This is a genomic window from Mucilaginibacter sp. KACC 22063 (genome assembly GCF_028736115.1).
Taxonomy (GTDB): domain Bacteria; phylum Bacteroidota; class Bacteroidia; order Sphingobacteriales; family Sphingobacteriaceae; genus Mucilaginibacter.
The window spans coordinates 1,285,151-1,298,692 of sequence record NZ_CP117877.1 but is presented as its reverse complement, the minus strand read 5'-3'; the positions used below and the strand labels follow the sequence as shown (position 1 = coordinate 1,298,692).

Sequence of the window (13,542 nt, the reverse complement as noted above, 5' to 3'; positions counted from 1 at the left end):
ATTTAATTATATTAAACTCCATCATATAAATAAGAAGGTCTGCTTTATTACGGCAGACCTTTTTTTGTGCAACGTTATTTACTTTTCTTCAAAGTATTTGATCACCTCCCCTGCCGCTACCTGACCCGATATGAGCGCTGGTGGCACCCCTGGCCCGGGAACGGTAAGCTGACCGGTATACAACAGGTTCTCTACTTTTTTAGAACGCATAGCAGGCTTAAAAAAGGCTGTTTGCGACAATATATTCGACAAACCGTAGGCATTCCCTTTAAAGGAATGATAATCGGCTTTAAAGTCGGCTAAAGCATAGCTGCGCTTAACTACAACATGATTACGAATATTGTTACCTGTAATTTGCTCAAATCTATTTAACAAGATATCGAAATACTTTTCGCGCAGCTCTTCTGTATCCGTAAGGCCTGGTGCTATCGGCATCAAGAAAAATAAGTTCTCCCCATCAGCCGGGGCAACAGAATCATCAGTCTTTGAAGTGCATGAAACGTAAAACAGCGGGCGCTCTGGCCACTTAGGATCTTTATAGATCTCGTCGGCATGTACATCCAGATCTTCATCAAAGAAGAGGTTGTGATGCTGAATATTATCCACCTTACAATTTGTACCTATATAGAAAAGCAGGCTCGATGGCGATAACACACGTTTTTCCCAATACTGGGGAGTATAGTTTCGATCCGCCTGTTTTAACAGCGACTGATCTACATGCTCATAATCAGCACCTGCTACCACAAAGTCGGCCATAAAGTCGCCTTTATTAGTTTTAAGTAATGATACCTTTCCACCTGCTGTTTCAATGGCGCTTACCTCTGTATTCAGCTTAATTTCCACCCCGTGTTCCTCAGCTACCTTTACCATGGCTTTTACAATTTCATTCATGCCCCCATCCGGGTACCATGTCCCCATTACCAGGTCGGCATAGTTCATCATAGTATACATGGCGGGTATGTCTTTAGCCGTGGCACCCAAAAACAATACAGGAAACTCCAGCAGTTTTATCAGTTTCGGATTCTTAAAATATTTACGCACATGCTTTGCCACACTGGTAAGCAGCTGCATACTTACACTTTTACGAATCAGGTTAAAATCAATAAATTCTGTAATGGTATGCGATGGCCTGAACACATATTCACCCATGCCTACCTTATATTTATATTCGGCCTGATCTAAAAACCTGGCTAACTGCTTGCTACTTCCCGGTTCAATAGAATCAAACAGGGCATCCAGCTCTTTTCTGTCTGCGGGTACATCAATAAAATCATCTTTACCAAAATAAACGCGATAACCCGGCTCAAGTCGCTTCAACTGGTAGTAATCGGAAACGTTATGATTAAATAAGGCGAAGTAGTTTTCAAACACATCGGGCATCCAATACCAGCTTGGCCCCATGTCAAACTTAAATCCGTCTTTTTCCCACACCCTTGCACGCCCACCAGCCTGATCATTTTTTTCAAGTATAATTACTTTAAAACCTTGTTTTGCAAGCAACGACGCCGCGGCAAGCCCGGCAAAGCCAGCACCTATTACGATAATCTGTTTAGTTGTATTGTTTTTCATGTAGAATTCCTCACAAAATACGCATTTGTTTGTTCCACCCTAACTAATGCGTACTAAATACGTATAATTAGTTATATTGCTGCTGAATGAACCTTTATGAGAAAACCTGTTTCGAGTGTAGTAAGCTGATCACTGAAAACTATAGTACATCATTCAGCCAAGGCATCAAATCGTTTCATAAACGGTTTAGATTCCCCATTTACGCCATTTATGGCTTTGTGCGCTATGCAGACGAAATAGTGGATACTTTTCATGATTTTGATAAACAACAATTAATCGCTGATTTCCGTGCAGATACCTTCAAAGCTATAAAAGCCGGGATCAGTATCAACCCGGTATTGCAATCATTTCAGTTGGTAGTTAATCAATACCATATCGATAATGAGCTTATTGATGCTTTTTTGCAATCCATGGAAATGGACCTGCAGAAGCAAAGTTACAATCGCGAAAACTTTAACCTTTATATCTATGGCTCGGCAGAGGTTGTTGGCCTGATGTGTTTAAGGATCTTTTGCGAGGGGAATGATGAGATGTATCAGCGCTTGCTGCCCAAGGCACGCAGCCTGGGCGCGGCTTTCCAGAAAATAAATTTCCTGCGTGATGTAAAAGCTGATTTGGAAGAGCGCGGCAGGACCTATTTTCCGGGCGTTAACTTTGCCGATTTTACGGAAGCTGACAAAAAACAAATAGAGGAAGAAATAGGTCGTGATTTTTCAGATGCGCTTGAAGGCATCAGGCAATTACCTGATGGTGTACGCTCCGGGGTATATGTGGCTTACATCTATTACCTGCAGCTATTTAAAAAAATAAGCAAAACCCCTGCAAGTGTTATTCTGCAAAAACGGATACGCGTTTCAGACACACAAAAAGCTGCGCTATTTATAAAAGCGATGCTTCATCAAAAACTTAAAGTAATCTGATGCTCAAATATTTTGCGGGCATATTGATAGTTTTAAGTGTTTCCATATCTTTTTCGGTTAAAGCACAAAATACAGATACCTGGCGTTTACAATTAAGGAGGGCTATTGACAGTGAAGCCGTTACAGACTCGTTATTTGATAAACTTGATAAAGTATCGCCAAAGCCACCTTTGGTAGGCGGATATTTAGGTGCGCTGTACGGGTTAAAGGCTAAATATACCTGGAACCCCTACAGCAAATTAAAGTATGTTGACAATGCACAGGATGCGTTTGCGGCTGCTGTTAAAAAAGATCCTCACAATATGGAGATCCGCTTTTTAAGACTATCTGTAGAAGTAAACCTTCCCGCTTTCTTGCGGATGTCGCGCCATGTAGATGAGGATAGGGTACAAATTATTGAACAGCTGCAAGCCAAAAATTATCCGGGCAATAACAACAGGGACCTTACAATTACCATTATTAAATATGTGATGGAGAACGGACGGTGCAGCCCGGAAGAAATTGAAAGACTAAACGAACAACTTGCGCTATTAAAGTGAAATACGCTTATCTGCTTATTAATATCCTGACTATCTTTTTCCCGATAGTTTTATCTTTTGATAAACGCGTAGCCTTTTATAAGCGTTGGAAGTTTATATGGCCGGGAATGCTGATTACGGGAGTGCTATTTCTATTTTGGGATATTCTTTTCACCATACACGGCGTATGGTCTTTTAATGACCGATATATTATTGGCGTCCGTATTATGGATCTTCCCATCGAAGAGATCATGTTCTTTCTTACCGTACCGTTCGCCTGTATCTTTATTTACGAATGTTTAAACTACTACGTTAAATGGCAGCTTCCGGATGGCGTTACTAAAAGCATATCTGTAATAATTATTATTTTAAGTGCGATACTTACCGTTGTTTATCATAATCATTGGTACACGGTAATTACCTTTGGGCTGCTGTTTGTTATATTGATCATCTTCCAGTTTGTGTTAAAGTCAAAATGGTTAGGCCGTTTTTGGCTGGCTTATATTGTTAGCCTCCTTCCATTTTATATTGTAAACGGTATCTTAACAGCTGTGCCTATTGTACTTTACAACAACCAGCAAAACCTGGGTATCAGGGTAGGTACTATACCATTTGAAGACCATTTTTACTCTATGGCTTTATTAGTAATGAATGTGGGCTTTTTCGAGTATTTTAAGCACCGCCAAACGCGTACCACAGCATGACAGAGCTACCCATATATACCAAATCACAATTGGCATTACATAACGGGCAAGATAAGCCGCAGATATGGGTTGCTTTTAAAGGGATTATATATGATGTAACTGAAAGCCGCCTCTGGCGCAATGGCAAGCACTATGAGCATTGGGCCGGGCAAGACCTTACCCCTGAATTAGCCGACGCGCCGCATACAGACGCTGTATTTGAGAAATTTAAGGCTGTAGGCATACTATCCTTATAACTAAAAAACCCGGCTCTTGGAGCGGGTCTTTTAGTATCGAATTTCTGAAGCCAATGCAACAGAGATCAACTGTTGAGTAAAATTTTACTTTGCCTCTTTGTTTTTAGCTTCCTGTACTTCTAAACGGATTGCCTGAGCAAGGTTTTTTAAATCCTGCATGCCTTTACGAACGCGTGTTCCGGCAGCGCTGTTGCCCTTGTTGTAGAATTTGTCAGCATCAGCTTCTAATGAGGCAATTAATTCTTTTACTTCAGTAAATTTTTTCATTTTAAGTTACTCCTTTAATTAGTTGAGGTTATTGTTTTAACTAAAGCTAATCTAAATTCTTTTTTTATTAAAAAAAAATTTAGGCTGCTAAAAACTCGCTCAATAGCAGGTTTTTAGCATTTTAAAAGGCCATATCTGCAGGATATTTTACTTTTTTAAAGGAATGAATTGATTTATTGAACTAATAATAATGATCAGCAGAAAATAATTAGTGTGTAAGGCAATAAAAAAGCCTCTCTGCAGTACAGAAAGGCTTGTATAAATGATAAATAGCGACAGCTTAGGAAGCTACTGCCATTTTGTTTTCTTTATAATATCCGGCTTTAAGTTTTTCAGATACTTCATTGAAAGCGCTAAGCGTACGGTTAACATCCTCAAGTGTATGTGCTGCTGTAGGGATTAAACGCAGCTCTATTAAGCCTTTAGGAATAACCGGATAAACCACAATTGAACAGAAGATGCTGTAATTTTCGCGAAGATCACGTGTAAGCGTAGTAGCTTCGGTTAGGTCGCCCTTTAGAAACACTGGCGTTACCATAGTATCGGTTATACCAATATCAAAGCCACGCTCTTTTAATCCGTTTTGTAAAGCAAGTGCAATGGTCCACAGTTTCTCGCGCAGTTCAGGGTTTGATTTTAAAAGCTCAAAACGCTTTTGTAAACCAATTACCATTGGCATAGGCAAGGCCTTTGCAAATGTTTGCGAGCGCATGTTATAGCGCAGGTAGCTTACAATATCATGGCTACCGGCCACAAATGCGCCAATACCTGCCATTGATTTTGCAAAAGTACCAAAGTAAACATCTACACCATCGATACAATCCTGGGCCTCATGTGTACCGGCGCCTGTTTTACCCATCGTACCGAAACCATGTGCATCATCAATCAGCAAGCGGAAATCAAAACGCTCTTTTAAAGCGATAATTTCTTTAAGCTTACCTTGTGCACCAGACATACCAAACACGCCCTCGGTAATCAACAAAATACCTCCTCCGGTTTGTTCAACCAATTTGGTAGCACGCTCTAATTGCTTAGCGCAGCTGTTAATATCATTATGTTGGTAAACAAAACGTTTACCCATGTGCAAACGCACACCATCTATGATACAAGCGTGTGATTCCGCATCGTAAACAATAACGTCATTACGGTCAACCAGCGAATCGATAATTGATACCATGCCCTGGTAACCATAGTTTAATAAGAAAGCATCTTCCTTACCCACAAATTCTGCCAGGTCGCGCTCCAATTTTTCGTGATTGTTTGAGTTACCCGACATCATACGGGCACCCATCGGGTAAGCCATACCATAATCCGCAGCTCCCTGCGCATCAGCAGCCCTTACTTCCGGGTGATTAGCTAAACCTAAATAGTTATTCAGGCTCCAAACCAAATGCTCTTTCCCTTTAAAATACATGTGCGGAGCAATTTCACCTTCCAGTTTAGGAAAAGAGAAATAACCGTGCGACCATTTCTGGTGCTGGCCAATTGGCCCGCCCATATTCTTTGCTATCTTCTTAAATAAATCCAAAACTCCGTATTTTAAATTTCGCCAATAATATACAAATATAACCCTTATTAGCCCTTGCACAAAGGTTATAACTTTTTATAATAGATTATAACAAAAAAGCCTTTGTAAAGTTATACAAAGGCTTAAATATTAGTTTTCAAACAATTAGTCAACGTTATCGTGTAAAAACGAGTTGTTTCTGCGGATCTCCGTCTGCCCGTCATTATCAGTCAGCGAGAAACGTGAGATCTGGCTTTCATCGCTTGATGGTGTTTGCTGTAACGCAATTTCTTTACGTTTATAAGCAGGTACGTTTTCCATCTCCTGTAAATTACCGTTGCGCAGTTTCATGCTCAGGTCCTTTAAACGCATAATACGTTCGCGAGATTTTCGCAATTGCTCTTCGATAGACTCGTCTGTTTTATTATCGTCAGCACCGGCAACAGGCTCAGGCTCTGGTTGAGCAACTGGCTCCTGTACGGCAACCGGTTCAAAGTTCATTACACTTTCGGTAACCTTAAAGGTAAACTCCATACCTGGCTCCTGCTCATTTACAGGTGCAGCAGGCTCTTCAGGCATCAGGCTGTGTTTGATTATCGGCGCAGATGCAGAAGATGATGATGCAGCTTCTTCTCCTTTTGCAAACAGATCAAATAGACCTGTTTGTTGTACCGGCGCTTCTTTTTTCAGGAATGGCTCAGCAGCTACAGCTTCTTCTGCTTTCGGAGTTACAAACTCGTTAACAGGCTTTACTAAAGGAGCATCTTCGGGAACAAGCATTGAAACAATCTTCTTGCTGCTTTGCTCTTTCTCGCGTTCGTCTTTAGTTTGGAAACCGGTTGCGATAATGGTAACCGATATTTTATCGCCCAATGCATCATCTTTACAGTTACCCCAGATCAGATCGGCAGCAAGGCCGGCTTCTTCCTGTATGTAATCTGTAATGATGCTTACCTCGTCCATTGTTACTTCTTTCTCGCCAGAAGTAATATTTAACAGGATATATCTTGCACCTTCAATTTCGTTATCTTTTAATAGCGGAGATGCCAAAGCACCTTCTACTGCCCGTAACGCACGGTTTTCGCCTTCGGCAGCACTGCTACCCATAATGGCAACACCACTGTCGCGCATAACGGTACGCACATCTTTAAAGTCGACGTTGATATAGCCCGGTAAAGTGATGATCTCGGCAATACCTTTTGCAGCGGTAGTTAAAATATTATCTGCCTGTGCAAAAGCCGAACCCAATGTCAGGTTACCAAATATCTGGCGCAGCCTGTCATTTGAAATCACCAAGAATGAATCGCAATTATTTTTCAGCTCTTCCAAGCCTTCTTCAGCCTGCATTTTACGGCGTTTGCCTTCAAATGAAAACGGCATAGTAACAATACCTACAGTCAGGATATCCAACTCGCGGGCTGCTTTAGCAATAATAGGGCTTGCACCTGTACCCGTACCACCGCCCATACCGGCAGTGATGAAAAGCATTTTGGTATTTGGACCAAGCATTTGCTTGATATCGTCGATATTTTCAATAGCTGAATTTTTACCAACTTCTGGTATAGATCCTGCTCCCATCCCCTCAGTAAGGCTGGCACCCAACTGTACTTTATTCGGAATCGGGCTTAACTCCAAAGCCTGCGCATCAGTATTACAGATAATGAAGTCCACACCGGTAATACCTTGCTTGTACATGTGGTTTACTGCGTTGCCGCCACCGCCGCCAACACCGATAACTTTGATGATGGACGACTTTTCTTTTAACATTTCAAACTGCATGATCTTAATTTTCAGCTAAATAATTCCCGACTCTAAGTTTAATTTGCCAATTGTAAGTATAGTGCTTTTTCCACAAGGTTTATTAACAAATGTCAATAATGTGGAAAACTTATTAATTGTTAATTTATTTTAGAAAATCTTCGTCATTGATGTCATCTTTAATAAAGCGCTTACTGGTTTCAATCAGTTTCCCGAACAAACCAAACCGCTTTTCTTCAGATGTATATTTCTGCTTTTCGATCTTAGCCTGTGCCGGTGCGCTTTGCGGAACACTGTCATATTCGTTCTTCTGAATACCCTTGATCAGCAAACCAATACCTGTAGCAAAAGTGGGGCTTTGCAGCTCCTCGTATATGTTTTTAGGCAGTACTTCATTTTTTGCAAGGTGCTCGTTAGGGTAACCTACACGGCAATCTAAACCTGTTACATACTCAACAAGCTGAGGCAAGTGTTTCAATTGTGCACCACCACCGGTGATCACGATACCTGCAATCAGTTTTTTCTCATAACCTGAAGATTTTATCTCATAATAAATATGCTCGATAATTTCTTCCATACGGGCCTGTATCACATACGCCAGGTTTTTCACTGAAATTTCTTTCGAGTCGCGTCCACGTAAACCAGGCACACATACAATCTCATTTTCTTTGTTCTCGTCGGCTAATGCAGATCCAAACCTTACTTTCAGTTGCTCGGCAATGTTGCGCATCACTGAACAGCCTTCGCGGATATCCTCTGTAACGCTGTTACCACCAAACGGAATAACGGCTGTATGACGGATAATACCTTCGTGGAAGATGGCCACATCGGTAGTACCACCACCAATATCTACCAGAACCACACCTGCCTCTTTTTCCTCGTCGCTCAAAACCGATTCAGAAGAAGCCAATGGCTCAAGTATCAATTCCTGGCTTTCCAGATGCGCCTTGTTAACGCATTTTACAATGTTTTTGATAGCCGTAACCTGGCCCGAAATAATATGGAAGTTAGCCTCAAGGCGTACGCCTGCCATACCAATAGGATCTTTAATGCCCGGCTCGTTATCCACCGTAAACTCTTGCGGCAACACGTGAATAATTTCCTCACCCGGAGGCATTACCAGATTATACATATCCTCGATCAGCTTTTCGATATCCTTACGGCTGATTTCGGAGTTAAGATCGCGGCGCGTTATTAAACCACGATGTTGTAGACTTTTAATGTGCTGGCCTGCAATGCCAACGTTAACCACCCTGATCTCTACATTTGATTGTGCACCCGCAATTTCAACAGCCTGCGTTATACCCTGCACTGTTTTATCGATATTAGAAACCATGCCGCGTGTAACACCCGCCGACTCAGCCTTGCCAATGCCCAAAATCTCTATCTTCCCGTTTTTACTGCGACGGCCAACAATAGCACAAATCTTTGTTGTACCGATATCAAGCCCTACGATAATAGGTGAACTTTTTTCTTGTGTTGAGCTTTTGTCCATATTCAATTTGTATGAGATGTATCCTGTATGCTTTTATTAATAGAATCGGCCTTTAGTGCTGATGACACCTTTGCCGAATCCGCTTTAGTTGTTTTCTTTACGCCAATTACCTGGTTGGCATATTTAATATTAATTACCTGGTAGGCATCCCAGCCCACACGCGGAATAGCCTGCTTATAAAATGCCAGCAAATTGCTGAACTTGGTTTGCAATGAATCTGCATTGCCTAATAAAATGCGGTGGTTGCCCACACGCGGTATCAGCTCCATTTCGTGCTGCTGATTAACATAAATCTGTGCAATCTGTGCGTTCCACAAACTGTCATGTGTAATGAAATCAGCAGTTTTAAAAACTTCCCTTGCCAATTGCGTATGCAGCGTATCAACCCTATTGCCAAAAGGCTCTTCAATATACCCATTGGCGGCCAGTACCCTTGCGGTAAAGTTTGCAGACAGCGGTATCTTTAAACCGTGTTCGTCAATATAAAAGTCCTGATCAAACTGGTTTAACACCCGCATAATCGGCTGCCGCTGGCTGATCTCTACCTGTATCACACCATCCATGTCTGCATATACTTTGGCATATTCTATAAAAGGGTTAGCCTTCAGTTTCCTTTCCAGGTCGTTAAGGTTAATATTTGCAATTCTTCGCCCAATCAGGTTATTGCTGTTTAACCCTAATATGTTGTCTACCTCGTCTTTATCTATAAAATACTGGCTACCCGGAATGTAGATCTTTACATCCTTACATACCATGGTTTCCTTTTTAAAGCTGATAAAGCTCATTAACACCACAACACCGCTAAGGCTGATCACCCATGCAGCCCCTATCAGAATATTACGCCATAGCTTTTTTCTATTCATAGCTTAATATCTGTTTTAAAGGTTCCACCAACTGATCTATATCTCCTGCACCTACGGTTAGCAACAATTCAGGCTTCTCTTGTTTTACTATTGCCAGCGTTTCAGCTTTGCTTAATAACTTTTTACCGGCAGAGGTAACCCTATCCAGTAACATTTTTGATGTAATTCCTTCTATCGGCAGTTCGCGCGCCGGATAAATGTCGAGTAAGATCAACTCATCGGCCATGCTTAACACCTCAGCAAAGCCATCGGCAAAGTCGCGGGTGCGTGTAAACAAATGCGGCTGAAAAACTACGGTCAGCTTTTTATCCGGGTAAATACGTTTAACTGATGAGATACATGCCCGCAATTCTTCCGGGTGATGTGCATAATCATCAATGTAAATATGCGCGTCGTTCTTCACCAGGTATTCGAAACGGCGTTTAACTCCTTTGAATGCTGTAAGCGCTGCTTTGATCTGTTCGGGTTCAACACCTACTAACAATGCAGCTTGTATTGCAGCAACAGCATTCTCCACATTATGAATGCCCGGTATACCCAAATGAATATCAGCTATGTTTACTTCGGCATTTTTAAAGTCGAAGTAGAATTCCCCTTTTTCAACCCGTAAGTTTTCGGCATAGGCATCGGCTTGTTCATTAATGCTGTAGGCAATGTCACTTTCAATCTCTAAACCTTTTTTAGCAATCACTTTACCATTAGCCTTTAGCTGACCAACAAACAACCTGAATGATTCTGCAAGGTGGCTATGGTCGCCGTAAATATCCAGATGGTCGGCATCCATTGAAGTAACAATGGCAATATCAGGGTGCAGTGTTAAAAACGAACGATCATACTCGTCGGCTTCAACCACCATGATATTATTTTTGCCATACAACACATTGGTATCATAGTTAGATGCAATGCCTCCTAAAAATGCAGAGCAATCTTTACCAGAATGTTTCAGGATGTGTGCCACCATTGTTGACGTGGTAGTTTTACCATGCGTACCGGCTACGGCAATGGCATACATGCCCTCGCTGATGATGCCCAAAACCTGCGAACGTTTGTAAAGCGTAAACCCTTTATTGATAAAAAAATTAAGGATCGACGAATCTTTTGGAATGGCCGGTGTCCAGATGATGAGTGTATGCTCATCAGGAAAATGAAAATCAGCCGGAACATTTTTGCTGTCATCCTCGTAAACAATAGCCATACCTTCACTTTCAAGTGCGGTAGTAAGCGGCGTAGAAGTTTTATCGTACCCATACACAGCGCAACCCAGGTGCGCAAAGTAGCGGGCAAGGCCACTCATGCCTATACCGCCGATGCCCACCAGGTAAACCCGTTGTATGTTATTTAACTTCATTGCTTATTTAATCAGCTTTAAAACTTCGTTTGCTATATCTTTATCTGCATTAGGCAAAGCAAGTTTGCCAATGTTGATACTTAATGTTTTTTGCTTGTCTTTATCTTTCAATAATTCAAGCGTACGGTTAACCAGTTTTGCTTCTGCATCACGGTCGGCCACTAATATTGCTGCATTTTCCTGTACCAATGCCAGCGCGTTTTTAGTCTGATGGTCTTCGGCCACATTAGGCGATGGCACCAGTATAACCGGCTTTTTAACAATGCAAAGCTCGGCTATGGTACCGGCACCCGCACGCGAGATAATTACATCTGCTGCGGCATAAGCCAAATCCATCCGGTTTAAAAACTCGGTGATCAAGATGTTAGGATGGTATTCCTTGCCTAACTCGTTAATCAGGTTTTGATAATACACCTTACCTGTTTGCCAGATCAGCTGCACATCGGAATCAATGATCTTTTGCAAACCTGCCTTAACACTATTATTTAAAGTGCGCGCACCTAAACTGCCGCCCGTTACCAGTATTGTTTTTTTGTCTGACGACAACTTCAATAACTCCAACGCTTTTAACCTCTTGCCTTCAATATCTACCGCATCCTTGCGAACAGGGTTACCTGTTTTAATGATCTTATCGGCAGGGAAAAACTTGTCCATGCCATCAAATGCTACGCAGATTTTTTTAGCGCGTTTACCTAACGATTTGTTGGTGACACCTGCATAAGAGTTTTGCTCCTGGATTAAAATCGGCACGCCTTTTAGCCATGCCGCATATAAAAGTGGACCGGAGGCATAACCACCAACTCCTACAGCCACATCAGGCTTAAACTCTTTAATTATCTTCATCGCTTTTGAAACGCTCTGAACCATTTTAAAGGGCAGCATCAGGTTTTTAACGATAGAATTACGTTGTATACCCTGAATATTTAAGCCGATGATCTTATATCCTGCCGCCGGAACTTTTTCCATTTCCATACGGCCCTGTGCACCAACAAACAAAAGCTCCGTTGCAGCATCATTTTGCTTCAATGCATTAGCAATAGATACCGCCGGGAAAATATGCCCGCCTGTACCGCCGCCGCTGATGATTATTTTGTTTGCTGATTTCACAGATGTTAAATTATGTTGCTTTTATCTTTTGTCCTTATTCTTTGATCTAAGTATTACGCCGCCACGTTCACAATCTCGCCAACCACCACTTTTTTATTTTCTTCGCTCTCGTCTATATGCTTACTTACAGAGAGTATAATACCGAATGCAACGCTTGTAAATAATATAGATGTACCACCCATACTTACCAATGGCAACGGCACACCGGTTACCGGACCTAAGCCAACCGCTACGGCCATGTTTGCAAATGCCTGTATAGTTAAGCTGAAGCTTAAACCGGCAGCGAGTAATGCACCAAACGCTTTTGGCGCTTTGTTAACGATCTTGATACAGCGATACAACAAAAACAAATAAATGCCTATTACGGCAAGGCCGCCTATCAAGCCATATTCTTCCACAATGATGGCGTAGATCTCATCAGAGAATGCCTCTGGCAAATAATTACGCTCGGTGCTTTTACCAGGCCCTTTACCGAAAATACCACCTGTAGCGATAGCTATTTTAGCATGGTTACCCTGAAACAACTTATCAGGATCTACACGCTCGGGGTGTAAGAAGGCTTCCATACGTGATGAGTGTGTTCCCTTTCTGTGGCCAAAGGTTAACATGCACGCCAGCAATACTACTCCCGCAACACATACAATTGAAATCTGCTTTACACTGATACGGCCAATAATGAGCAGCAAAACACTTACGCCAAACAGCATTAACCCTGTTGATAAGTTTGCCGGACCAATAAGTGCAAATACAACGCAAACAGCGCCCATAATTGGAATGAATGACTGTTTAACATCTTTTATATTCTCTTGTTTGCGCGATAATGAACGAGCCAGGTAAGTGATCAATGCAAGCTTAGCCAAATCTGATGTCTGGAAGCCCAAACCAGTACCCGGAATGGCTATCCAGCGGCTTGCGCCGTTGATATGAGAACCAAAAAACAAAGTAAACATCAGCAGCGGCACGGTAATTACCATCAGCAATTTGGATATACCTGCGTAATAGCGGTAGTCGAGCTTATGCGAAATATACATCAAGGCCAAACCGCCAAAGATCATCAGCATGTGCTTAAACAAGATAGACTCGACGCCAACCTGCTTAGTGTAGGCCAATGCACCTGCAGAGCTGTAAACCGCCATCATGGATATTACTGAAAGCAGTATCACGATGAGCCATATCCATCGGTCGCCTTTTGTTCTACTTAATATCTTATCCATAACTTTAATTTTCTAAATTCAGATATTATATATCGG

The 13,542-nt window shown here is 41.8% G+C and carries 13 protein-coding genes; 4 read left to right on the top strand and 9 right to left on the bottom strand.

From position 1 onward, the window contains the following. Positions 1–78: 78 nt before the first annotated feature. Complete coding sequence (locus PQ461_RS05785; RefSeq protein WP_274302418.1) at positions 79–1,569, bottom strand: phytoene desaturase family protein; 1,491 nt, start codon at positions 1,567–1,569, stop codon at positions 79–81. 86 nt (positions 1,570–1,655) lie between these two features. Here PQ461_RS05785 and PQ461_RS05780 point away from each other — a divergent pair, with 86 nt between their 5' ends. From PQ461_RS05780 to PQ461_RS05765, 4 genes are read left to right on the top strand one after another with little or no spacing between them, the layout of a single operon-like run. After that, a complete protein-coding gene (locus PQ461_RS05780; protein ID WP_274302417.1) occupies positions 1,656–2,489 on the top strand; it encodes a phytoene/squalene synthase family protein in 834 nt (277 codons plus the stop codon). After that, positions 2,489–3,028, top strand: a complete 540-nt coding sequence (locus PQ461_RS05775; protein ID WP_274302416.1) for a hypothetical protein — start codon at positions 2,489–2,491, stop codon at positions 3,026–3,028. Before PQ461_RS05780 ends, PQ461_RS05775 begins: the two co-directional genes overlap by 1 nt. Next, a complete protein-coding gene (locus PQ461_RS05770) occupies positions 3,025–3,711 on the top strand; it encodes a lycopene cyclase domain-containing protein (RefSeq protein WP_274302415.1) in 687 nt (228 codons plus the stop codon). Before PQ461_RS05775 ends, PQ461_RS05770 begins: the two co-directional genes overlap by 4 nt. Beyond that, on the top strand, positions 3,708–3,947 hold the full coding sequence (locus PQ461_RS05765) for a cytochrome b5 domain-containing protein (RefSeq protein ID WP_274302414.1): 240 nt from the start codon (positions 3,708–3,710) through the stop codon (positions 3,945–3,947). The genes PQ461_RS05770 and PQ461_RS05765 overlap by 4 nt, the downstream gene beginning before the upstream one ends. 84 nt (positions 3,948–4,031) lie before the next feature. Here PQ461_RS05765 and PQ461_RS05760 read toward each other — a convergent pair whose 3' ends face one another. From PQ461_RS05760 to PQ461_RS05725, 8 genes are all read right to left on the bottom strand, one after another. Beyond that, positions 4,032–4,214, bottom strand: a complete 183-nt coding sequence (locus PQ461_RS05760) for a histone H1 (protein WP_274302413.1) — start codon at positions 4,212–4,214, stop codon at positions 4,032–4,034. 280 nt (positions 4,215–4,494) lie between these two features. Continuing rightward, positions 4,495–5,742, bottom strand: coding sequence for an aminotransferase class I/II-fold pyridoxal phosphate-dependent enzyme (locus PQ461_RS05755; protein ID WP_274302412.1), 1,248 nt, complete (start codon positions 5,740–5,742; stop codon positions 4,495–4,497). A gap of 144 nt (positions 5,743–5,886) precedes the next feature. Then, a complete protein-coding gene (gene ftsZ / locus PQ461_RS05750; protein WP_274302411.1) occupies positions 5,887–7,500 on the bottom strand; it encodes a cell division protein FtsZ in 1,614 nt (537 codons plus the stop codon). Positions 7,501–7,624: 124 nt separating this feature from the next. Then, positions 7,625–8,974: a cell division protein FtsA gene (gene ftsA, locus PQ461_RS05745; RefSeq protein ID WP_274302410.1), complete on the bottom strand. Its 1,350-nt coding sequence runs from the start codon at positions 8,972–8,974 to the stop codon at positions 7,625–7,627. A gap of 2 nt (positions 8,975–8,976) precedes the next feature. Beyond that, a complete protein-coding gene (locus tag PQ461_RS05740; RefSeq protein WP_274302409.1) occupies positions 8,977–9,837 on the bottom strand; it encodes a cell division protein FtsQ/DivIB in 861 nt (286 codons plus the stop codon). Then, positions 9,830–11,185 carry a UDP-N-acetylmuramate--L-alanine ligase gene (gene murC / locus PQ461_RS05735; protein ID WP_274302408.1) on the bottom strand — a complete coding sequence of 452 codons (1,356 nt, stop codon included), beginning with the start codon at positions 11,183–11,185 and terminating at the stop codon, positions 9,830–9,832. Before murC ends, PQ461_RS05740 begins: the two co-directional genes overlap by 8 nt. A gap of 3 nt (positions 11,186–11,188) precedes the next feature. Beyond that, positions 11,189–12,292, bottom strand: a complete 1,104-nt coding sequence (gene murG, locus PQ461_RS05730) for an undecaprenyldiphospho-muramoylpentapeptide beta-N-acetylglucosaminyltransferase (RefSeq protein WP_274302407.1) — start codon at positions 12,290–12,292, stop codon at positions 11,189–11,191. A 53-nt stretch (positions 12,293–12,345) separates the two neighbouring features. Continuing rightward, positions 12,346–13,506 (bottom strand): FtsW/RodA/SpoVE family cell cycle protein, encoded by a 1,161-nt coding sequence (locus PQ461_RS05725; protein WP_274302406.1) that lies wholly within the window; start codon positions 13,504–13,506, stop codon positions 12,346–12,348. Between the last annotated feature and the right edge of the window lie 36 nt (positions 13,507–13,542).